The organism is Pseudomonas sp. NBRC 111123, from assembly GCF_001320205.1.
GTDB classification, from domain to species: Bacteria; Pseudomonadota; Gammaproteobacteria; order Pseudomonadales; family Pseudomonadaceae; genus Aquipseudomonas; species Aquipseudomonas putida_J.
Window position 1 is genome coordinate 19,040 of record NZ_BCAZ01000053.1, and the last position, 21,186, is coordinate 40,225.

Consider the following 21,186-nt stretch of genomic DNA (forward strand, 5'->3'; position numbering starts at 1 on the left):
TCGTTGGAGGCCTTGGCCGCCCGGAGGGCTAATACTGCAAGACCCGGCTACTGCAATTCAACTCAGTCGGCCTTGTCGCCGCCTGCCAGGTTCTTTTTCGCCCCGGTCTTGAAGTCGGTTTCGTACCAGCCATTGCCACTCAGGCGAAAACCGGGGACCGACAGCAGTTTCTTCAATGCCGGCGCCTGACAGGCCGGGCAGTCGGTCAGCGGCGCGGCGCTGATCTTCTGCAGCGCCTCCATCCGGTGATCGCAGGAAGCACATTGATAGTCATAAAGGGGCATGAACGTCTCTCGTCAACCACAACGCTGGCTGCCGGGGCAGCAAAAAGCGGGATTATATATGGTTAACCGACACTGCGCAGCCCGCCGGGCGATCAGCGTGCACTCGGCGGATCGAGCAGCCAGGCGACACAGATCACCCGGATCAGCCCACTGAAGTTGCGCACCCCACCCTGACGCAGGTGCACTTCGCGGTCGACATAAGACAGCACGGCACTGATCGAGCACTGGTTCGCTGCGGCAATCTTCTCGAGGATACCCCAATACACTGCCTCCAGGCGCAGACAGGTGGAAAAACCATTCAACCGCACCGAGCGCGACACGGGCTGAGTCTGCAACATGTCGAAATCGGCCTTGAACGGGTCGACGCACTGCTTGCCGGGCCAACGCCCCGTTCCTATCGCACACTTGGTCGCTTGCATCGCGCCACTTCCTCAGCTCAATCAACTGGGGCCCAATGAAGCGCTGAGCGAAGCGTTCGAAGCAGCGGCAAAACCTTCCCGCAGAAACGAAAAGGCCCGACTGAAATGGATTCAGCCGGGCCCTCGCACAAGTCCTACACGATTAACCGATCATTTACCGTCAAGCAGAACCCGCAGCATCCAGGCGGTCTTTTCATGCACCTGCATGCGCTGGGTCAGCAGATCAGCGGTCGGCTCATCGCTGACTTTGTCCACTACAGGGAAAATGCTGCGGGCAGTACGCACCACTGCTTCCTGCCCCTGGACCAGCTGGCGGATCATTTCGTCTGCATGCGGCACGCCCTCCTCCTCCTTGATCGAGGAGTGTCGCGCATAAAAAGCATAAGAGCCTGGTGCCGGGAAGCCCAGCGCGCGAATCCGTTCGGCGATCGAGTCGACCGCCAGCGCCAGTTCGTTGTACTGCTCTTCGAACATCAGGTGCAGGGTGCGGAACGACGGACCGGTGACGTTCCAGTGAAAGTTATGGGTTTTCAGATACAGCACGTAGGTATCCGACAACAGGCGGGAAAGCCCTTCGACGATGGACTTGCGATCTTCCTCACTGATACCGATATCGATTGCCATGAAGTTCCCCTTTCCATAAGGCTTGATGATCAAGCGGCCCGACACACTGTATCAATACTTCGTGCAACGCGCCCATGACACAGGGCAAGCCATCGGTACCTGCCGCCTGCGGTTTGAGATGCCCCCGCCTTTGCTGTTAAATAGGCAGGGTGCCACCCGTGCGGACTGTCATTGCCGGGTGCATAGGCTGGCCCACCACGTGTTCGCGCTTTACACCTCATGCGCACCGTGCCGCCAGCTCTTCCTGTGATCGGCCTTATCAACTGTGAGCCAACCCATGTTCAAGATCGTCCATCTGGTGACGGGCGTTGCGGCTTTGCTGCTATCGCTCATGCCCAGCCTAAAACCCGACGCAACACCCTTCCTGCAGCAACCCGACGCGGTCTACCTGGCCCTGCTCGGCCTGCTCAACCTCCTGCTGGCCCCGGTCGTGCCCCTGTATTACCGCGGTGCGCGGCAACAGCTGCAATACCTGGCCTGTGCCCTGCTGGTGGTGGCCGTGGTCCTGCAGACCTTGACCCTGCTGGCACGCCCGGAAATGGGCAACCTGGCGGCGCTGGTCTGCGCCGCACTGGCCGTCGTCCTGCACCTGGTAGCGGGCTTCGCCCGTAGCAGCAAGAAAGCGCGCGCCAGCCAAGGCGCACCGCTGGAGGCCGGCAAGCGGGATACCGGCACGGTGAAGTGGTTCAACACCTCCAAGGGCTTCGGTTTCATTTCCCGCGATTCGGGTGACGACATCTTTGTCCACTTCCGGGCCATCCGCGGCGAGGGTCACCGCATTCTGGTCGAAGGCCAGCGCGTGGAGTTTTCGGTCATGCATCGCGACAAAGGCCTGCAGGCCGAAGACGTGGTCGCGGTCAACCGCCGCTGACCCTGCACAGCCCTGGGGCAACCCCAGGGCTGCCACCCTCAGTAGTGCGGCGGCGGCGCCTCTTCCCCTTCACTGCCGTATTGCCCGACCATCTCTTCATGACGCTTGATCAGCTCGGCCATTTGTAGCTGCAAGCGCTCGATGACCCGCCCCTGCTCGACCACCACATCATTCAGCGCCTGGATCGTGTCGTCCTGGAACGCCTGACGGGTTTCCAGTTCAATAATGCGCGACTCCAGCGACATGTCAGACCTCCTGGTAATCGAGAGCAAGGAGTGCACGCAGGCGCTGACGCATGGCATCCACCTGCTCGGGTGTGTACCCGACTGCCGGCACCCTCCCCCAGACCGGCGCTGGCCAGGCTGCATCGCCATGGCGGCGAACGATCACGTGCATGTGCAGTTGGCTGACCACGTTACCCAGCGTGGCAACGTTCATCTTGTCAGCCGCAAACTCATGCTTGAGCGTTTCGGCCAGGTAGGTGGCTTCTTTCCACAGCTGCGCCTGATCTTCCTGACTCAGGTCGAACAACTCACTCACGCCTGCGCGCCTGGGCACCAGGATGAACCATGGGTAGTTGGCATCCTTGCTGAGCAACAGACGGCACAGTGGGAAGTCGCCAAGGACCATAGAGTCCTGCTGTAAACGCGAATCCATATCAAACACAATCAATCTCCAGCAATAAACCTATTGCGCCAAGGATACCCTGCTTCGCCCCAGCCGACATGCGCCAGGCACAGGGCTGCACGCTTTAAGTTCATGAATCACCACGACTTGCACAACGCCGGTAACACAGCGCTACTTTTCGCACCAAAATGAGGCCACAAAAGTGTGCAGCAATACGCTTCTACCCACATCAATGACTGAGGATCAACAGTTGCCGGTAACACATTGACTTTTATGGCAGCTTTTTCTTTTAGCGTGCTCATTCAATCTGGCACACCATCAGACAACTCACAGCCCGTGTTTTCGGCACTTTTCGACCCTTGCCAGCAGGGTTTGTGAAAATTTCATGAACCGTTGTTAATTTTGAGCACGCTTGTTGCATTCTCTTCACGCCAAGTCGGCACGACACCTGCATAGACCAGGCGACGCGACAAATAACAACAGCGAGATTGGATACACCAGGGAGTTTCCCTAGCCGGAATCTGTACTTACAGAATCGTTACGGTAATGGAACAGCGCTGGCGTTGTACGGCCCGATCAACCGGGACGTGATTTGCGACATGGAAATACCTAAAAGCGACATGACTATAAAGTTCCCGAAAGGAAGATTTTTGACATATCGCCAACAACAGTCAGCGTGCTATACATTTCCGCCGACATAACAAGAAAGAGCTGCCCCATATAACTAAAAGACTTGGGCGCAGCGGTACTCTTCCTAAAAACCAAAGGAGCAAATCACGATGCGCGTGATGAAGTGGAGCATGATCGCCCTGGCCGTTGCGGCAGGGACCTCTCAGATGGCAGTGGCTTCGTCCCAGGACGATTCCAAGGGTTTCCTCGAAGACAGCAAGCTGAACGTCAAGACTCGGATGCTGTACTTCAGCCGTGACTTCCGTAACAACGAGCGCGACCCTATCACCGGCGATCGTCAGAGCCGCGCTGAAGAAACCGGCCTCGGTTTCCTCGGCACTTATGAATCCGGCTTCACCCAAGGCACCGTGGGCTTCGGCGTCGACGCCATCGGCATGCTCGGCCTGAAACTGGACAGCGGCAAAGGCCGCGCCGGTACCGGCCTGTTCCCTAAAGGCTCCGACGATCGCTCGCAAGATGACTACTCCAAGGGCGGCGGCGCGGTCAAACTGCGCATTTCCGATACCGTGCTGAAAGTGGGCGACCAGTTCACTGCCCTGCCTGTATTCGCTACCGACGACAGCCGCCTGCTGCCTGAGATGACCCAAGGCGCCCTGATCACCAGCAACGAAATCAAGGGGCTGACCCTGAACGCGGGTCACTTCACCTCGCTGGACGCCCAGGCCGAGACCAACCACGACAGCCTGCACCTGAAACAAGCCGACGTTGTCGGTGGCACCTACGCCTTCACCGATAACCTGTCCACCAGCCTGTACTACTCGAAGGTCGAAGACTACTGGCGCAAGTACTACGCCAACGTGAACTGGGCGGTACCGCTTTCCGACAAGCAAGGCCTGGTGTTCGACTTCAACATCTATGACACCAAGAGTGAAGGCTCGGCCGATTACAAGGCATTCGATGGCGACAAACTGGACAACCGCGCGTTCAGCCTGTCCGGTGCGTACAACATCGGCGCTCACACCTTTACCCTGGCCTATCAGAAAGTCACCGGCGACGGCGACTATGGCTACGGTGTCGATGGTGGCGGTACCATCTTCCTGGCCAACTCCGTTGCCCGTTCCGACTTCAACGCCGAAGACGAGAAATCCTGGCAGGCTCGCTACGACCTGAACTTCGCAGAATTCGGTATCCCGGGCCTGACCTTCATGACCCGCTATGTACGCGGTACCGGCGCCAATGTCGCGGGCACCGACAATGGCAAGGAATGGGAACGCGACGTGGACATCAAGTACGTGCTGCAGGAAGGCCCTGCCAAGGACCTGAGCTTCCGCGTCCGTCAGGCCACCTACCGCTCCGCCGATGGCGTCTACTACGGCTCCCCATCGCTGGACGAACTGCGCCTGATCGTCGAGTACCCGCTGAGCATCCTGTAAGCCTGGCTTATAGTGCCCCGCACCTGAAAAAGCCCGGCACACTCGCCGGGCTTTTTCTTGGCTGACAACTGCCACGCCCTGGGGCATTCTGTACGCCTTCGTTTCGCCCCCGTACAATGCGGGGCTATTTCAACGTCTTAGGCAATCGACACGGCTAACCATGCGCACCAGTCAATATTTGCTCGCCACCCAGAAAGAAACCCCTGCCGACGCAGTGGTCATCAGCCATCAGCTCATGCTGCGTGCCGGCATGATCCGCAAACTGGCCTCCGGCCTGTACACCTGGCTGCCGATGGGCCTGCGGGTGATGCGCAAGGTCGAGAACGTTGTGCGCGAGGAAATGAACGCCGCCGGCGCCCTGGAAGTGCTGATGCCAAGCATCCAGCCTGCCGAGCTGTGGCAGGAATCCGGCCGCTGGGAACAATACGGTCCCGAGCTGCTGCGCCTGAAAGACCGCCACCAGCGCGACTTCTGCGTCGGCCCGACCCACGAAGAAGTGATCACCGATCTGGCCCGCAACGAGCTGTCCAGCTATAAGCAGCTGCCACTCAACATGTACCAGATCCAGACCAAATTCCGTGACGAGATTCGCCCACGCTTCGGCCTGATGCGCGGCCGCGAATTCATCATGAAGGACGCCTACTCCTTCCATGCCGACCAGGCTTCCCTGCAGGAAACCTACGACCGCATGCACCAGGCGTACACCAACGTCTTCACCCGCCTGGGCCTGGACTTCCGCCCTGTGCAGGCCGACACCGGCTCCATCGGTGGCAGCTACTCCCACGAATTCCACGTCCTCGCCGAGTCGGGCGAAGACGACGTGATCTTCAGCGACAGCTCCGATTACGCCGCCAACATCGAGAAGGCCGAAGCCGTCCCGCGTGAAACCGTGCGCCCTGCTCCTACCGAGGAACTGCGCCTGGTCGACACCCCGCAAGCCAAGACCATCGCCCAGCTGGTGGAAAACCACGGCCTGGCGATCGAAAAGACCGTCAAGACCCTGATCGTGCGCGGCGCCGAAGAGGGCAAGCTGGTCGCCCTGATCGTCCGCGGCGACCACGAGCTCAACGAAATCAAGGCCGCCAAGCTGGAACAGGTTGCCGACCCGCTGGTCATGGCCACCGATGCCGAACTGCGCGAGGCCATTGGTGCCGGCGCCGGCTCGCTCGGCCCGCTGAACCTGCCGCTGGAAGTCGTGATTGACCGCTCGGTCGCCCTGATGAGCGACTTCGGCATCGGCGCCAACATCGACGACAAGCACTACTTTGGCGTGAACTGGGAGCGTGACCTGCCGGTTCCACAGGTTGCCGACCTGCGCAATGTCGTCGAAGGCGACCCAAGCCCGGACGGCAAGGGTACCTTGGTGATCAAGCGCGGCATCGAAGTTGGCCACATCTTCCAGCTCGGCACCAAGTACAGCGAAGCACTCAAATGCCAGGTACTGGGCGAGAACGGCAAGCCGGTAACCCTGTCCATGGGCTGCTACGGCATTGGCGTGTCCCGCGTGGTCGCCGCCGCCATCGAGCAGAGCTACGATGACAAAGGCATCATCTGGAACGACGCCCTGGCACCGTTCCAGATTGCCCTGGTACCACTGCGTTACGAAACCGACGTGGTCCGCGAGGCAACCGACAAGCTGTACGCCGAACTGACCGCAGCCGGCTACGAGGTGCTGCTGGACGACCGCGACAAGAAGACCAGCCCCGGCATCAAGTTCGCCGACATGGAGCTGATCGGCATTCCACACCGCATCGTCGTCAGCGACCGCGGCCTGGCCGACGGCAACCTGGAGTACAAGCACCGCACCGAGCAGGACGCCCAACCGCTGCCGCTCAATGAAGTGCTGTCCTTCCTGCAGGCCCGCGTTCGCCGCTGATAATCAATGCACGAGTAATCATGTCCAAGCGAAGTACCTTTACCCTGGGGGGCGCCGCACTGTGCGGCACCCTGCTCGTCAGCGGTTGCGCCAACCAGATGTCCCAGCGCAGCGACCATGAGGAGCGCGTCGAGCGCAAGCTGCTCGAGCACACCCTGCAGATCGATGTCGGCGAGCCGAAGGTGATGGAGCTTCCGCAACGGCGTGTGCGCATCCATGAACAGAAGCGTTTCGAGGTGACCGATTACGAGGTCACCCGTCGCTACGACCGCTACACCCCGTACCAGCCTTGGCGGGAGATCTACGAGATCCCGCTGGGTGCGGTAGCTGTGGTGGCCGGGATAGGGGCCAACGTGGTCAACGTGTTCGCCCTCGGCAACCTGCCGCAGAGCATGACCCACGACTGGCTCAGCTATGGCGTGGATGGCCTCAATCCGTTCATGAACACGCCGTCCAACGGGCGCGCTCAGCAGAACCTGGCGGGCATCAGCGAAGTTCAGAAGGACAAGCGCGAAGAGTTCACCAGCGTGCCCTGGAGCGAGCGCCTCGTCGAAGTCAAGGCTGGCAAGATGACCCACGAGCTGACCACCGACAGGAACGGCGTGTTGCGCCTGAACCTGCTGGACAGCCCGTTCTCTGAACAGCACCTGAATCACGTCGGCACCCTGCACATGCAAGTGGTCGACGAGGACAACGGCGTGCGCGGCGATGCCAGCCTGTTGGTCAGCGCAAACTTGCGCAACAAGCTGCGTGAAGCCCATGAGCTGATCTTCGATGACCTCGAGGATGACGATGTCGGCCAGTGGGTACACCGGGTCAAGCGCTTGTCCGAGCTGGGCCTGGAAGAGGAAGCCAGCGAGATGGAGCAGAGCCTGATCGAGCTGACACGCAACGATCCGGAACTGCAGCAGGAATTCCTGACGGCACTGACCAAGGCCACTGGCCGGTTGGTCGCTGACCCAGGCATGCAGTAACTATATAGAAGGGGCTGCTTTGCAGCCCTTTCATTTGGCTGGGAACAACTCCAGCTGCTCATGCGCCCCGCGCAGGTCCCGCAACCTTACCCCCACCCCCAACAAGCGCACCGGTTTGCCACCGCGAGCGAACGCCTGACGCAGCAACTGGCGGTAGCTTTCCAGGTCCCTGCCCGCCCCCGCCTGCTCCATGGTCGTCTGGCTGAAGTCATGGAACTTGACCTTGACGAACGGCTTGTCCGGGCGGTAACTGCTGTCCATTCGGGCAATCCGCTCATTAAGGCTGTCGAGCAGCTCAGGTAAACGTTCGAGGCAACTGGCCAGATCCGGCAGGTCGTTGTCGTATGTATTTTCGACGCTGACCGACTGCCTGCGGCTATCGTTGTGAACGGCACGCTCATCAATGCCACGCGCCAACCCCCACAGTCGCTCGCCAAAACTGCCGAATTCGCGCGCCAATGCCAGCCGCGACCACTCTCGCAAGTCAAGACAGGTATCGATACCCAGGCGGTTCAACTTGTCGGCGGTCACCTTGCCCACACCATGCAGCTTGGCCACCGGCAAGGCAGCCACGAAGGTCTCGACCTGGTCCGGGGTAATCACGAATATGCCATTGGGTTTGCGCCAGTCGCTGGCGATCTTGGCCAGAAACTTGTTTGGCGCCACCCCTGCGGACACGGTGATATGCAAGGTACGGGCGACCCGACGGCGAATGTCTTCAGCAATTCGTGTAGCGCTTCCCGCATACCACTGGCTGTCACTGACATCCAGATACGCTTCATCCAGTGACAACGGCTCGATCAAGTCGGTGTAGTCACGAAAAATGGCATGAATCTCGCGCGAAGCTTCCCGATAGGCTTCGAAGCGCGGCTTGACGATTTCAAGGTCGGGGCAAAGCTTGAGGGCATGCCGGGACGACATGGCTGAACGCACGCCGTAGGCACGCGCCTCATAATTGCAGGTGGCGATTACCCCGCGACGGTCCGGGGAGCCACCCACTGCCATGGGGCGACCGGCCAGGCGCGGGTCGTCACGCATTTCGATAGCGGCGTAAAAGCAATCGCAGTCGATATGGATGATCTTGCGCAAGGACATTGATGACGGCCACCACTGTAAATTCATACAGATATTAGCGCATGCTGCTGGCACTGAGACAGCCTGCTTCGATAATCGGCTTGAAAGCCGCACCACGCCTGACCCGCAGCCGGACGTTAACGCTAAGAGATTGAACGAAAAAGGGTTTTTCACGATATCGCTTGACATGGGCAAGAAAACCCGTAGAATTCGATCTCACAGGCGCGGGATGGAGCAGCCTGGTAGCTCGTCGGGCTCATAACCCGAAGGTCGTCGGTTCAAATCCGGCTCCCGCAACCAGATTCGAGAAAAGGCCACTGTTAATGCAGTGGCCTTTTTCTTTTGCCCAGTTTTTAACTGGCTAAAGAAAAATCAAGGAAATCAACAAGTAGCGCTTGACACTCGCTGCTTACGCTGTAGAATTCGATCCCACAGGCGCGGGATGGAGCAGCCTGGTAGCTCGTCGGGCTCATAACCCGAAGGTCGTCGGTTCAAATCCGGCTCCCGCAACCAGATTCGAGAAAAGGCCACTGTTAACGCAGTGGCCTTTTTCTTTTGCCTGGAAATCAGGACCAGAATTAATTGTGCGTCACTTTGCAGTTAGTTCTTGACTTGAACGCCCAACTCTATAGAATGCGCACCTCTGACGCGGGATGGAGCAGCCTGGTAGCTCGTCGGGCTCATAACCCGAAGGTCGTCGGTTCAAATCCGGCTCCCGCAACCATATTCGTCAGAACAAACCCCGCCTGTGTAACAGCAGCGCGGGGTTTGTTGCATTTCGTCGCCTGAAAATTCCATCAGCCTCAAGCAAACCCGCTTGCTTGAGGTGTCGTCTTATAGGATGAACTATCTTTAACACTGCCGGACGACTGAAAGTAACGTTGCCCGGAGTAATATCTGGATACGTTTACCAAAGGGACTTTAACTTGGCCGCAGCTCTCCCCCTCCTCGCGCAGCACGCTCGAGGCATCTCATGACATCGCACACCCCTGAACCTCAGGTGCCTCTAGCCTCGGCACTGCCGGCGGCTACCCAGCGCTTGCCTTGGCTGGAGCGGATGAGCCGTTACCGTCAGCCGATTGGCCTGGCCGTGACCTTGCTGCTGTTTGCCATGGCGCTGATTGCTTGCCGGCATCTGTTGAGCGAACTGGACATCTACGCCCTCCACGATGCCATGCTCGACGTACCGGCACGGTCACTGATCGGCGCCCTGTTGGCGACAGTCGCTGGGTTCGTGATCCTGCTGGGTTACGAGTGGTCGGCCAGCCGTTATGCAGCCGTCAAGCTGCCCCCGCGAACCTTGCTGATGGGTGGCTTCAGCGCCTTTGCCATCGGTAACGCCATCGGCCTGTCGATGCTTTCGGGTGGCTCGGTGCGCTACCGGCTCTACGCGCGCCAGGGCCTCGGCGCCGCCGAAGTCGCGCGCATGACCGTGTTTGCCAGCCTGTCCCTGGGTTGCGCGCTGCCACCACTGGCGGCATTGGCCACCTTGAGCAACCTGCCGGCGGCGGCAGCGGCTCTGCGCTTGCCCGCGACGGTGCTGGCCGGCATCGCCATCGCCGTGCTGGCCGTCACTGCCCTGCTGGTGATCGGGCTGTATCGCCGCCGCCTGCCAGAACAACCGTTGGCCGACAGCCTGCTGGTCCAACTGGGGCGTCGCACCCTGCGCCTACCCGGTGGCCGCCTGGCGGCCCTGCAATTGCTGATCACCGCACTGGATGTGGCCGCTGCCGCCACCGTGCTCTACCTGCTGCTGCCGGAGGCGCCGCCCTTCGGCGCCTTCGTGCTGGTCTACCTGCTGGCCCTGGCCGCCGGGGTGCTCAGCCATGTGCCGGGTGGCGTAGGGGTGTTTGAAGCGATCCTGCTGGCTGCCTTTGCCGACCAACTCGGCGCCGCGCCGCTGGCCGCCGCCCTGCTGCTGTACCGGCTGATCTACGTGGTACTGCCACTGCTGCTGGCCTGCGTGCTGTTGCTGGCCAACGAGGCACGCCGCCTGCTGTTCGCCCAGCAGGCAATCAAGGCGGCTTCAGGCCTGGGCGCACCGATCCTGGCGATTCTGGTGTTCCTGTCGGGCGTGGTGCTGCTGTTCTCCGGCGCCACCCCGGAAATCGACACGCGGCTGGAGCACATGGGCTTCCTCGTGCCACACCGGCTGATCGACGCCTCGCACTTCGGCGCCAGCCTGATTGGCGTACTCTGCCTGCTGCTGGCCCAGGGCCTGCGCCGGCGCCTGTCGGCGGCCTGGCTGCTGACCACCGTGCTGCTGCTGGTCGGCGCGTTGCTGTCGATACTTAAAGGCTTCGATTGGGAAGAAGCCAGCCTGCTGACCCTGACCGCCGCGCTGCTGGCCATTTTCCGCCGCTCGTTCTACCGGCCGAGCCGGCTGCTCGAGCTGCCGTTCTCGCCGGTGTACCTGGTGGCCAGCGCCTGTGTGGTCGGCGCTTCGGTGTGGCTGCTGCTGTTCGCTTACCAGGACGTGCCCTATACCCACAAGCTGTGGTGGCAATTCACCCTCGACGCCGACGCACCGCGCGGCCTGCGTGCTGCCCTGGGCAGCGCGGTTCTGCTGGTGATCGTCGCCCTGACCTGGCTGCTGCGCACCGCCCGTCCGGTCATTCACCTGCCTGATGACACCGAACTGCAACGCGCCAACCGCATCCTGCTGGCCTCCGACCAGCCCGATGGTGGCCTGGCATTGACTGGCGACAAGGCATTGCTGTTCCACCCCAGTGACAATGCCTTCCTCATGTATGCCCGTCGCGGCCGCAGCCTGGTGGCCTTGTACGACCCGATCGGCCCGGCCCAGGAGCGCGCCGAGATGATCTGGCAGTTCCGCGACCTGTGCGACCTGCACCACGCCCGCCCGGTGTTCTACCAGGTGCGCGCGGAAAACTTGCCGTTCTACATGGATATCGGCCTGACTGCCCTGAAGCTTGGCGAGGAAGCGCGAGTCGACCTGCGCCGCTTCGACCTGGAAGCCAAGGGCAAGGAAATGAAGGACCTGCGCTACACCTGGAACCGCGGTGGCCGGGATGGCCTGAGCCTGGAGATCCACGAACCTGGCCAGGCACCGCTGGCCGAGCTAAAGGAAATCTCCGACGCCTGGCTCGGCGGCAAGAACGTGCGCGAGAAAGGCTTCTCGCTGGGGCGCTTCAGCCCCGAGTACCTGCAACACTTCCGTATCGCCTTGATTCGTTACCAGGGCCGGCCGGTGGCCTTTGCCAACCTGCTGGAAACCCACAGCAACGAACTGGCCAGCCTCGACCTGATGCGCGCCCACCCCGAGGCGCCGAAGCTGACCATGGAATTCATGATGATCGGCTTGATCCTGCATTACAAAAGCCGTGACTACGGCCGCTTCAGCCTGGGCATGGTTCCGCTTTCCGGCCTGCAGCCACGACGGGGTGCGCCCTTGACCCAGCGCCTGGGCTCGATGGTGTTCCGTCGTGGTGAGCAGCTCTATAACTTCCAGGGCCTGCGGCGCTTCAAGGACAAGTTCCAGCCGGACTGGGAACCTCGTTACATGGCCGTGCCAGCCGGGCTCGACCCGCTGGTGGCACTGGCCGATACTGCCGCCCTGATTGCCGGCGGCCTGACTGGATTGGTGAAACGTTGATGATCCGACGCTATTGGCTGTACGTACTGATTCCCCTGTTGCTGGCCGCCCTGGCTGGCGCCGCGGGCTTTTGGCTGTGGGCCCGCCCTGCCCCCGAGGCACGGCTGGAGCAGCTGACCCTCAATGACACCAGCATCATCCGCGTCACCCCGGGCGTGCACGCCAAGGCGCGGGTCGCCATCGGCGTCCCCCAGGACCAGGCCCTGACCGACAAGCAGTTGCTGGACCTGAGCCAGGCCGCCGAGGCACAACTGGTGCAGGTGATCCTGCCGCCGAATGACTGCACCAAACAGCAACAAGCCATGGATCAGGCACTGACCCAGCTTTCCGACAAACCGACCCTGGTCGCCGGCATTGGCCCAGGCGCAGCCCAGGCATGGCGCTGGCTGGCCTCCCAGAGTGACGACAAGGCACGGGCCATCTCGGTCGACTTCACCCTGGAGCAGCCGGGCTGCAAGGCCGAGCTGCCGAAGTCGGCCGCCCACGGCCACTGGAACGTCGCCTGGAACGACAACCCGGACGACGCCAGCGCCGCATTCGTGCGCGACCAGGCCAACGCCGAAACCAGCATCAGTGACTACGACATCCACCTGCCACAGGTGCTCAAGGCTCAGCTGACCCAGGCCCTGGTCGGTCGCGACGGCAACGCCCTAGCCATCCCGGTGGTGGAAGTGCCAGCCGGCCAGACCACCGACACTGTCACCCTGTTCCTGTCCGGTGACGGCGGCTGGCGCGACCTGGACCGCGATGTGGCCGGTGAAATGGCCAAGCTCGGTTACCCCGTGGTCGGTATCGACACCCTGCGCTACTACTGGCAGCACAAAACCCCGGAGCAAAGCGCCGCCGACCTGTCGGAGCTGATGCAGCACTACCGTCAGAAGTGGGGCACCAAGCGTTTCGTGCTGACCGGTTACTCGTTCGGCGCCGATGTGCTGCCGGCCATCTACAACCGCTTGCCGGCCGAAGACCAGCAGCGCATCGACGCGGTCGTGCTGCTGGCGTTCGCGCGCAGTGGCAGCTTCGAGATCGAGGTTGAGGGTTGGTTGGGCAAGGAAGGCCAGGAAGCGCCTACCGGCCCGGAAATGGCCAGGCTGCCGGCATCCAAGGTGGTCTGCGTGTACGGCGTGGAAGAAACCGACGAGAGCGGCTGCACCGACAAGACTGCTGTAGGCGAGCGCATGAAGCTGCCAGGCGGCCATCACTTCGATGAGAACTACCCGGCGCTGGCCAAGCGCCTGATCGACGAGATCGAGACCCGCCAGGGCAAGTCCAGCGTCGCTGCACAAAACTGAAAATGCCTGGGGCCGCCTTGCGGCCCCGGCACTTCAAATCTCGACCTGAGTCCCCAGTTCGATAACCCGGTTCAACGGCAGGTTGAAGAAGCGCAAGTTACCGTTGGCATTCTTCAGCAGGAACGCAAACAGGTTGCCCCGCCAACGCGACATCCCCTCCAGACGCGACGCAATCACCGTTTCCCGGCTGAGGAAGTAGGTGGTACGCATCGGGCTGAAATCCAGCTCGTCCAGGTGGCACAACTTCAACGCCGCCGGCACATCCGGCTCGTCCATGAAGCCAAAGTGCAGCAGCACACGGAAGAAGCCGTCACCGTAGGCCTCGACTTCGAAACGCTCTTGTTCCGGTACCCGTGGACGGTCTTCACTTACCACCGTCAATAACACCACCTGGCTGTGCAGCACCTGGTTATGCAGCATGTTGTGCAACAGCGCATGGGGCACCGCATCTGCCCGCGCCGTCAGGAACACCGCCGTGCCCTCGACCCGATGCGGCGGCTGCACGCGGATGCTACTGATGAACACCGGCAGCGGCAGCCCGCCTTCATCGATACGCTCCACCAAAATCTGCTTGCCGCGCTTCCAGGTGCTCATCAGCAGGAACAGCACGCCGCCAGCCAGCACCGGGAAGGCACCACCCTGGACGATCTTCGGCACGTTGGCGGCGAAGAACAGACCATCGACAAGGAGAAAGCCCACCAGGATCGGTACCGCCAGCACGGGTGGCCATTTCCACAGCAGCAGCATCACCGCCGACACCAGGATGGTGGTCATCAGCATGGTCCCGGTCACGGCCACTCCATAAGCCGCCGCCAGGGCGCCCGAGGACTCGAAGCCGATCACCAGCAGCACCACGCCGACCATCAAGGTCCAGTTCACCGCACCGATGTAGATCTGCCCCTGCTCGTCGCTGGAGGTGTGCTGGATCTGCATACGCGGAATGTAGCCAAGCTGGATGGCTTGGCGGGTCAGGGAGAAGGCCCCTGAGATTACCGCCTGCGAGGCGATCACCGTGGCCATGGTCGCCAGCCCGACCATCGGCAGCAACGCCCAGCCTGGCGCCAGCAGGTAGAACGGGTTACGGGCGGCCTCGGGGTTCTGCAGCAATATTGCCCCCTGGCCAAAATAGTTGAGCACCAACGCCGGCAGCACCAACGCGAACCAGGCGCGGGCGATCGGCTTGCGGCCGAAGTGGCCCATGTCGGCATACAGCGCCTCGGCACCGGTCAGCGCCAGCACCACGGCACCGAGAATGGCCACCCCCATGCCGGGGTGGACGATGAAGAAATTCACTGCCCAACCAGGGTTGAACGCCTTGAGCACTTCCGGGCTCTGGGAGATGCCATGCGCGCCCAGCGCGGCAAGCGCGAGGAACCAGACCACCATGATCGGGCCGAACAGCTTGCCGATCTTGTCGGTACCGTGCTTCTGCACCAGGAACAGGGCCACCAGCACCACCAGCGAAATGGGCACTACCCAGTGGTCGATGCCTTCGAACGCCAGGCCCATGCCCTCAACGGCGGACAACACCGATACCGCCGGCGTGATCATGCTGTCACCGTAGAACAGCGAGGCGCCGATCAGGCCGCAGACAACCATCAGCGCACGCAGCCGCGGATAAGCCGCCGTGGCCCGTCGCGCCAGCGCGGTCAATGCCATGGTGCCGCCCTCGCCCTGGTTGTCGGCACGCAGGATGAACATCACATACTTGAACGACACTACCCACAGCAGCGACCAGAGGATCAACGAGAGGATGCCCAGCACACCATCATGGTTGACCGGCACCCCGTAACCGCCGGTAAAGACCTCTTTAAGGGTATACAAGGGGCTGGTACCGATATCGCCATAAACCACCCCGACCGCTGCCACGAGCAGGCCCAGCGACCGTGTCGCGCCCTGCTTCCCCGCGTGCCCGCCTTCGGCGTGACTGCTTGCCTGAACCATCGAACACTCCCGCAGATGGCCTTGAAGGCCGGTAGAATTCACTCCTGCGTCAGGGGCATGCAATGACCCCGGCGCAATGGCGCGAAGCATAGCGCAGCGTTCGTCGCTTTTCTGCTGGTCAAGCGACCGTGCGCTCGCTAGAATTGCGCACTTTTTGATCAGAGGCGCCAAAAGCGTCCGTCAAGATCGCCCCCGGCTGCGCCAGGGCGAACTGCATTCAATACCGAGGTTAGTCATGTCCACCACTCCCGCCACCCCCAAGGTTGGTTTCGTCAGCCTGGGTTGCCCCAAGGCCCTGGTCGATTCCGAGCGCATCCTGACCCAGCTGCGCATGGAAGGCTATGAAGTCGTGCCCACCTACGAGGATGCCGATGTAGTGGTGGTCAACACCTGCGGCTTCATCGACAGCGCCAAGGCCGAGTCGCTGGAAGTGATCGGTGAAGCGATCAAGGAAAACGGCAAGGTCATCGTCACCGGCTGCATGGGTGTCGAAGAAGGCAGCATCCGTGACGTGCACCCGAGCGTGCTGTCGGTGACCGGCCCGCAGCAGTACGAGCAGGTGGTCAATGCCGTGCACGAAGTGGTGCCGCCACGCCAGGACCACAACCCGCTGATCGACCTGGTGCCGCCACAGGGTGTCAAGCTGACCCCGCGCCACTACGCCTACCTGAAGATCTCCGAAGGCTGTAACCACAGCTGCAGCTTCTGCATCATCCCGTCGATGCGCGGCAAGCTGGTCAGCCGCCCGGTCGGTGAAGTGCTGAGCGAAGCCGAGCGCCTGGTCAAGGCCGGCGTCAAGGAAATCCTGGTGATCTCCCAGGACACCAGCGCCTACGGCGTCGACGTCAAATACAAGACCGACTTCTGGAATGGCCGCCCGGTCAAGACCCGCATGCTCGAACTGTGCGAAGCGCTGAGCAGCCTGGGTGCCTGGGTGCGCCTGCACTACGTCTACCCGTACCCGAACGTCGACGACGTGATCCCGCTGATGGCCGCCGGCAAGATCCTGCCGTACCTGGACATCCCGTTCCAGCACGCAAGCCCCAAGGTACTCAAGTCGATGAAGCGCCCAGCCTTCGAAGACCGTACCCTGGCACGCATCAAGAACTGGCGCGAGCAGTGCCCTGAGCTGGTGATCCGCTCGACCTTCATCGTCGGCTTCCCTGGCGAGACCGAGGAAGACTTCCAGTACCTGCTGGACTGGCTCACCGAAGCCCAGCTCGACCGCGTCGGCTGTTTCCAGTACTCGCCGGTCGAAGGCGCCCCGGCCAATGACCTGGGCCTGGAAGACGTACCGGATGACGTCAAGCAGGACCGTTGGGACCGCTTCATGGCGCACCAGCAAGCCATCAGCGCCGCCCGCCTGCAACTGCGCATCGGCAAGGAAATCGACGTGCTGATCGACGAAGTCGAGGAGCAGGGCTCGGTTGGCCGCAGCTTCTTCGATGCCCCGGAAATCGACGGCAGCGTGTTCATCGACGGTAACCATGGCTTCAAGCCGGGCGACAAAGTGCGTTGCCGTGTGGTGGATGCCGATGAGTACGACATGTGGGCTGAACCCGTTTAACGCGGCCCGCACATGAAAAGCCCCTGCCGGGTATTCCCAATGTGGAAATACCCGGCAGGGGCTTTTTTATCAGAAGGTATGAAAAACCATCAGTCCACCTTCTGCATCAGGGCTGGCGTCGGAAAAGCCCTTGACCGCATACAGTTGAACTTTCCATTCCCGGTTGAGCTTATGGGTCAGGAACAGAGTCAGTTCCTGGATCTGTGACCCCGTCGAGACGACTTTCTGCCGCCAGTCGTACGAGGCGCCCACCGAGGTACGCTGCGCCACAGGAATGGCAAAGCCCAGGCTAACAAATATCGGATCTCTGAAGTCGCTGTCAGGCGGGTCGCCGAACTTCTTCCAGCCCAGGGTTGCGAAGCCGGTCAGCGGGCCGAACGCCTTGGCGATATCAACCTGGCCGGTAAAGTCGTACTCACCCGTGCCCAGGCACTGCTTTTCATCAGCAGTGGGAAATTTGACCTTGCCGATGAGGTCCAGCATCAGGCCACCGTCACTGCCATCGAGCAATGCATAACCTGCGCTGGCAACCGTGTCGCCCAACCCGCTCTCCACTGCATGGCAGCCACCAGGCAAGGGGTCGCCATTCGGGCCTACTTCAGGGTTGGTGATGCGCAGCCAGGGCACGGTGACTTTGTAAGTCATGGGGCCGGTTTCATATTTGCCGACCACGGGGACGTACCAGATTTCCGAAGTGGTACCCGTGCCATAGTCGCCACTCGAATAGTCCATGCCAATGGAGGCGCTGAAGGCATCGGCCAGAACCGGCACACTGGTACAGGACAACAAACAGGCGAAAAGAGGGAGCGTAGGTCGCATCTGCACCTCAGTATTGCATCGGGAAGTGTGATCTGACTTACCCAGCCTAGTTACCTAATGCCCGGAACGCTCTGGATGCTCGACTTTTTCGACCTTCTCTACCGTTTCGGGTCTTTCCACCTTTTCGACTTTTTCCACTTTCTCGACTTTTTCAGGCTTTTCGACTTTCTCGACCTTTTCCACCTTCTCGACCTTCTCGGGTCTTTCGACTTTCTCGACTTTTTCCACCTTCTCGACTTTCTCGGGTCTTTCTACCTTCTCGACCTTCTCGACCTTCTCGGGCTTTTCTACTTTTTCGACCTTTTCCACCTTCTCGACTTTTTCGAGCTCTACGTTTTCTACTGCCTCGACCTTCTCCACCCGACCAGAGCTGCCGCTGTTACTGGTCTCGCGCTCCTCCACGCTATCGATATGCCCCGACCTTCCAGATCTGTCCTCACTTCCAACGCTGTCATGGCCACTGGAACCGCTATCCGAACGCCGTCCACGCTGCTCATCACTGCCTTCGTTGCGGGTGCTGGAGAGACCACGTTCACCCTGGCCACTGTTGCTCGAGCTTCCCGAGCCGCTTTTACCGTGTTCGCTGCCGCGCCCCGAATGCCCTCTGCCCGAATTGTCGGGGCGATCGTCGTGGAACTCGATGCTAGATGCCCTTAGCTCATGCGCAGCACTGAAGACCCCGCTTACCCGCACGCGTTGGTCGAGCGCAACTGCCGCAGGCTGTCTGCCGACGATCACGGTATCCTGCCCCAGCGTCACATTGATGCCCGCCACCACCAGCTGATGCGCCTGGGTACGCTGCACCAGCCCCTCGATCACAGCTGTCTGCACGCGGCCAGCAAACGGCAGGCTCGGGTCTGGGCGGGTTTGCGCCACTTCCAGCTGGCGCCCGGTCCATTGACCACGCACCAGCACTTCCCGCGCCGGTGCCACGCGGGTCCCGAGCTTGAGCCCCTGGAGGCTACCGGGGTGGTCGATCGCACCAATGGCACTGGCCTCTCTGAGCCCAGGTGCCCGCTCGATACGGCTTGCCACCACTTCTCCAGCAGCGTCGCGCAGGCCGCTGACCCTGACCGGTTCGCCCGGGCGCAGCCCTTCAGCCACCCGCGCCCCAGCGGCAAGCCGCACAGGTTGGCCCATGACCCGCAGTGGCTGCGATGCATTAGGCAGTGCAGTCAGTGGCCCTTCGTAAACGTTGAGGATCGCAATGCGCCCCGCTTGCAGGCCGCGCTGTGTGCCATAGGCCTCCACCGCGACAACCTGCCCTATCGCCAGATGAGCGCTGCTGGCAGGAGCACCATTCTGACTCACGGGTACATCCTTGCCGTAGTGCACCTCCTGGCCATTGACGCAGATCGACGCGAACCCGGTGATGGTGCCGACGATTCCCGTGCCACCGGTACCGCCCGGACGCTGGATCGGCGCGCCACTACCGCCCACACCGCCATGGCCGCGATCGATGAAGCTAGCGTCGACGCCCTCCGCGACCGCACCGGTACCGCCAGTGCCGCCGGGGCGCTGCTGGCTCGGCGCACCTGTGCCGCCCACGCCACCGTTCTCGCTGCGCACGCCAGTGCCGCCAACACCGCCGGTCCTGGCACCGGTACCACCCACTCCCCCGGGGAACTGCATGCCCGCTGCACCGGCCATCCCCACTTCATCACGGCTGACACAAACCGGTGCTGCAGCCACCCAGGCAGGCGCCACCAAGCTCAGCCCGAAAACCAGAACGAGTGCGACGATACTGAGGCAGCGCGCGAGGGGTCTCATGGTGCCGGCGTCTTCGACGAATCGGGATCGGTGGCTTCAGTGTAGAAATAAAGCCCGACCGTGATTCGCTGGCGTTGCTCGCGGCTTGGCACGTCGGTGTTTTCCAGTTCTGCAGCCAGCCTGCTGAAGGCCAGCAGGGTCTGCATCCCGTCCTTGGTCACCGCTTCGCGCAGCGTGTCGACACTGGCCGAGGTCAAGGCATCGTAGTGCACGCTGCGCTCGAAGAATGGCAAGCCTTCGCCGCTGAGGTTATGCACCGCAGCGCAGGCGTGGTCATGCAGGTTATGGCCGAAGTACGCGGCTTTTTCTTCGAAGCCCTTCTGCGGCACGAATGCCTGGGCCTCGAGGTGGACGCAATCCTGATCATCAAGCCGGACGATGCCCAGGCGCAGCCACTCATCCAGTACTACTCGCCCGCGGATGTCGGTACTGACATTCGCCACCAGGGCATCGAACGAGCAATCGCCGCCAACACTGGCCAGCCGAGGCAGCGCCAACGCCTGCCCAGCGTCGGAGCAGAACGGTGGGGTGCTGGTCCATACATTCACCAATTGCGCACCCAAGGTGATGTTTTCCGGCAGTGCGGCGATCGACGTGTCAACTTCGCTTCGCAGCCGCCGCACATCCTTGCGGTGCACGCCAGTCAGCAGGCTGATGCGGCTGTCTGTCGGCACCTTGTCGCCCAGGCGAAATTCACGATGGGCCACATCGACGAACACTTCCTTGAGCAGGTCGGTAAACGTCGTGTAGGTCACCCCCTTGCGCAGCATCAGACGCACCAGAGGGCGCATTACCCTGCGCAGGGCGCTCAACATGGACGGGGGTAAAGTGGGCGATTGCATGAAGCGCATTCCTTGACAGTTGAACCCAGTGTACGGCGCGGGAAAAGATCCCACACAAACTGTAACTACTTCCCACCCAGAATGAGAAAAAACTGTCGGCGCTCACCGCAAATGCGTGATGAAGGGCAAATGTGCTGCCTGATACCCGCTCATACAAAACCCGTCCCCTGGGTCTTGTATGGGCTGTTCACTGCCAGTCAGCTCCTGCTGTTGTCATCGCCGGCTTCGCCTGCGGCATGAGCACCGCGGTCATCACCCGGTTCGCCACCCACATGGTTGCCACGATCGTCGCCAGGTTCACCACCAACGTGATTGCCATGATCGTCGCCAGGTTCACCACCAACATGATTGCCATGATCGTCACCGGGCTCACCGCCAACATGGTTGCCATGATCATCACCGGCTTCAGCGTGGTTGCTGCTGCGTCCGGCGTTTGAACTGCCGTCATGGCCTTGGCCTGCTTCACCGTGGCCGCTGCCGCTATTGCCTGCGTGGCCGCCGCCGCTGCCACCACCGCTTCCGCC

Annotated in this window: 17 protein-coding genes, 3 tRNA genes and 1 pseudogene; 10 read left to right on the forward strand and 11 right to left on the reverse strand. The window is 61.5% G+C overall.

From position 1 onward, the window contains the following. Positions 1-62 precede the first annotated feature (62 nt). From APH27_RS21825 to APH27_RS21835, 3 genes are all read right to left on the reverse strand, one after another. Positions 63-284 (reverse strand): FmdB family zinc ribbon protein, encoded by a 222-nt coding sequence (locus tag APH27_RS21825; protein WP_027919960.1) that lies wholly within the window; start codon positions 282-284, stop codon positions 63-65. A 92-nt stretch (positions 285-376) separates the two neighbouring features. Next, on the reverse strand, positions 377-703 hold the full coding sequence (locus tag APH27_RS21830; protein WP_033696464.1) for a ribbon-helix-helix domain-containing protein: 327 nt from the start codon (positions 701-703) through the stop codon (positions 377-379). A gap of 150 nt (positions 704-853) precedes the next feature. Continuing rightward, complete coding sequence (locus tag APH27_RS21835; protein ID WP_027919962.1) at positions 854-1,327, reverse strand: Dps family protein; 474 nt, start codon at positions 1,325-1,327, stop codon at positions 854-856. A gap of 277 nt (positions 1,328-1,604) precedes the next feature. On the opposite strand from APH27_RS21835, the gene APH27_RS27015 reads away from it, so the two are divergent. Beyond that, positions 1,605-2,198, forward strand: coding sequence for a cold shock domain-containing protein (locus APH27_RS27015; protein WP_060485892.1), 594 nt, complete (start codon positions 1,605-1,607; stop codon positions 2,196-2,198). A 38-nt stretch (positions 2,199-2,236) separates the two neighbouring features. Here the strand turns inward: APH27_RS27015 and APH27_RS21845 are convergent, their stop codons facing one another. Further along, a complete protein-coding gene (locus APH27_RS21845; protein WP_027919964.1) occupies positions 2,237-2,443 on the reverse strand; it encodes a SlyX family protein in 207 nt (68 codons plus the stop codon). 1 nt (position 2,444) lies between these two features. Continuing rightward, positions 2,445-2,864 carry an HIT domain-containing protein gene (locus APH27_RS21850; RefSeq protein ID WP_060485893.1) on the reverse strand — a complete coding sequence of 140 codons (420 nt, stop codon included), beginning with the start codon at positions 2,862-2,864 and terminating at the stop codon, positions 2,445-2,447. A gap of 740 nt (positions 2,865-3,604) precedes the next feature. Here APH27_RS21850 and APH27_RS21855 point away from each other — a divergent pair. The 3 genes from APH27_RS21855 (at position 3,605) to APH27_RS21865 (ending at position 7,738) form a co-directional block, all read left to right on the forward strand. Then, a complete protein-coding gene (locus tag APH27_RS21855) occupies positions 3,605-4,888 on the forward strand; it encodes an OprD family porin (protein ID WP_060485894.1) in 1,284 nt (427 codons plus the stop codon). Between the two features lie 160 nt (positions 4,889-5,048). Continuing rightward, positions 5,049-6,764: a proline--tRNA ligase gene (locus APH27_RS21860; protein WP_060485895.1), complete on the forward strand. Its 1,716-nt coding sequence runs from the start codon at positions 5,049-5,051 to the stop codon at positions 6,762-6,764. Between the two features lie 20 nt (positions 6,765-6,784). After that, positions 6,785-7,738: a hypothetical protein gene (locus APH27_RS21865; RefSeq protein WP_060485896.1), complete on the forward strand. Its 954-nt coding sequence runs from the start codon at positions 6,785-6,787 to the stop codon at positions 7,736-7,738. A 30-nt stretch (positions 7,739-7,768) separates the two neighbouring features. Here APH27_RS21865 and dinB read toward each other — a convergent pair whose 3' ends face one another. Beyond that, positions 7,769-8,827: a DNA polymerase IV gene (dinB, locus tag APH27_RS21870; protein WP_177331707.1), complete on the reverse strand. Its 1,059-nt coding sequence runs from the start codon at positions 8,825-8,827 to the stop codon at positions 7,769-7,771. Positions 8,828-9,035: 208 nt separating this feature from the next. Between dinB and APH27_RS21875 the strand changes: the two genes are divergently transcribed. The 5 genes from APH27_RS21875 (at position 9,036) to APH27_RS21895 (ending at position 13,720) form a co-directional block, all read left to right on the forward strand. Continuing rightward, positions 9,036-9,112: transfer RNA gene (locus APH27_RS21875), tRNA-Met, on the forward strand. A gap of 136 nt (positions 9,113-9,248) precedes the next feature. Beyond that, positions 9,249-9,325, forward strand: a tRNA-Met gene (locus APH27_RS21880). Between the two features lie 134 nt (positions 9,326-9,459). Further along, positions 9,460-9,536: transfer RNA gene (locus APH27_RS21885), tRNA-Met, on the forward strand. A gap of 249 nt (positions 9,537-9,785) precedes the next feature. Further along, the gene (gene mprF / locus APH27_RS21890) at positions 9,786-12,428 is read left to right on the forward strand and encodes a bifunctional lysylphosphatidylglycerol flippase/synthetase MprF (protein WP_027919970.1); all 2,643 of its coding nucleotides are present in this window, start codon (positions 9,786-9,788) and stop codon (positions 12,426-12,428) included. Next, positions 12,428-13,720, forward strand: coding sequence for a virulence factor family protein (locus tag APH27_RS21895; protein WP_027919971.1), 1,293 nt, complete (start codon positions 12,428-12,430; stop codon positions 13,718-13,720). Before mprF ends, APH27_RS21895 begins: the two co-directional genes overlap by 1 nt. Positions 13,721-13,753: 33 nt before the next feature. On the opposite strand, the gene APH27_RS21900 is transcribed toward APH27_RS21895, so the two are convergent. Then, complete coding sequence (locus APH27_RS21900; RefSeq protein WP_027919972.1) at positions 13,754-15,664, reverse strand: potassium transporter Kup; 1,911 nt, start codon at positions 15,662-15,664, stop codon at positions 13,754-13,756. Between the two features lie 235 nt (positions 15,665-15,899). On the opposite strand from APH27_RS21900, the gene rimO reads away from it, so the two are divergent. Further along, entirely contained in the window at positions 15,900-17,231 is a 1,332-nt protein-coding gene (gene rimO / locus APH27_RS21905; RefSeq protein ID WP_027919973.1) for a 30S ribosomal protein S12 methylthiotransferase RimO, read from the forward strand. A gap of 69 nt (positions 17,232-17,300) precedes the next feature. Here the strand turns inward: rimO and APH27_RS21910 are convergent, their stop codons facing one another. From APH27_RS21910 to APH27_RS26655, 4 genes and pseudogenes are all read right to left on the reverse strand, one after another. Further along, positions 17,301-18,050, reverse strand: coding sequence for a hypothetical protein (locus APH27_RS21910; RefSeq protein WP_060485898.1), 750 nt, complete (start codon positions 18,048-18,050; stop codon positions 17,301-17,303). 54 nt (positions 18,051-18,104) lie between these two features. After that, entirely contained in the window at positions 18,105-19,820 is a 1,716-nt protein-coding gene (locus APH27_RS21915; protein WP_060485899.1) for a DUF5666 domain-containing protein, read from the reverse strand. Beyond that, entirely contained in the window at positions 19,817-20,662 is an 846-nt protein-coding gene (locus APH27_RS21920) for a DUF6502 family protein (protein WP_060485900.1), read from the reverse strand. Before APH27_RS21920 ends, APH27_RS21915 begins: the two co-directional genes overlap by 4 nt. A gap of 197 nt (positions 20,663-20,859) precedes the next feature. After that, positions 20,860-21,186, reverse strand: a pseudogene (locus APH27_RS26655) (hypothetical protein); the annotation flags it as partial.

Bases quoted from the DNA above. Each gene is read 5' to 3' on its own strand.
- APH27_RS21825 (WP_027919960.1), bottom strand. From the start codon at position 284: ATGCCCCTTTATGACTATCAATGTGCTTCCTGCGATCACCGGATGGAG.
- APH27_RS21830 (WP_033696464.1), bottom strand. From the start codon at position 703: ATGCAAGCGACCAAGTGTGCGATAGGAACGGGGCGTTGGCCCGGCAAG.
- APH27_RS21835 (WP_027919962.1), bottom strand. From the start codon at position 1,327: ATGGCAATCGATATCGGTATCAGTGAGGAAGATCGCAAGTCCATCGTC.
- APH27_RS27015 (WP_060485892.1), top strand. From the start codon at position 1,605: ATGTTCAAGATCGTCCATCTGGTGACGGGCGTTGCGGCTTTGCTGCTA.
- APH27_RS21845 (WP_027919964.1), bottom strand. From the start codon at position 2,443: ATGTCGCTGGAGTCGCGCATTATTGAACTGGAAACCCGTCAGGCGTTC.
- APH27_RS21855 (WP_060485894.1), top strand. From the start codon at position 3,605: ATGCGCGTGATGAAGTGGAGCATGATCGCCCTGGCCGTTGCGGCAGGG.
- APH27_RS21860 (WP_060485895.1), top strand. From the start codon at position 5,049: ATGCGCACCAGTCAATATTTGCTCGCCACCCAGAAAGAAACCCCTGCC.
- APH27_RS21865 (WP_060485896.1), top strand. From the start codon at position 6,785: ATGTCCAAGCGAAGTACCTTTACCCTGGGGGGCGCCGCACTGTGCGGC.
- mprF (WP_027919970.1), top strand. From the start codon at position 9,786: ATGACATCGCACACCCCTGAACCTCAGGTGCCTCTAGCCTCGGCACTG.
- APH27_RS21895 (WP_027919971.1), top strand. From the start codon at position 12,428: ATGATCCGACGCTATTGGCTGTACGTACTGATTCCCCTGTTGCTGGCC.
- APH27_RS21900 (WP_027919972.1), bottom strand. From the start codon at position 15,664: ATGGTTCAGGCAAGCAGTCACGCCGAAGGCGGGCACGCGGGGAAGCAG.
- rimO (WP_027919973.1), top strand. From the start codon at position 15,900: ATGTCCACCACTCCCGCCACCCCCAAGGTTGGTTTCGTCAGCCTGGGT.
- APH27_RS21910 (WP_060485898.1), bottom strand. From the start codon at position 18,050: ATGCGACCTACGCTCCCTCTTTTCGCCTGTTTGTTGTCCTGTACCAGT.
- APH27_RS21915 (WP_060485899.1), bottom strand. From the start codon at position 19,820: ATGAGACCCCTCGCGCGCTGCCTCAGTATCGTCGCACTCGTTCTGGTT.
- APH27_RS21920 (WP_060485900.1), bottom strand. From the start codon at position 20,662: ATGCAATCGCCCACTTTACCCCCGTCCATGTTGAGCGCCCTGCGCAGG.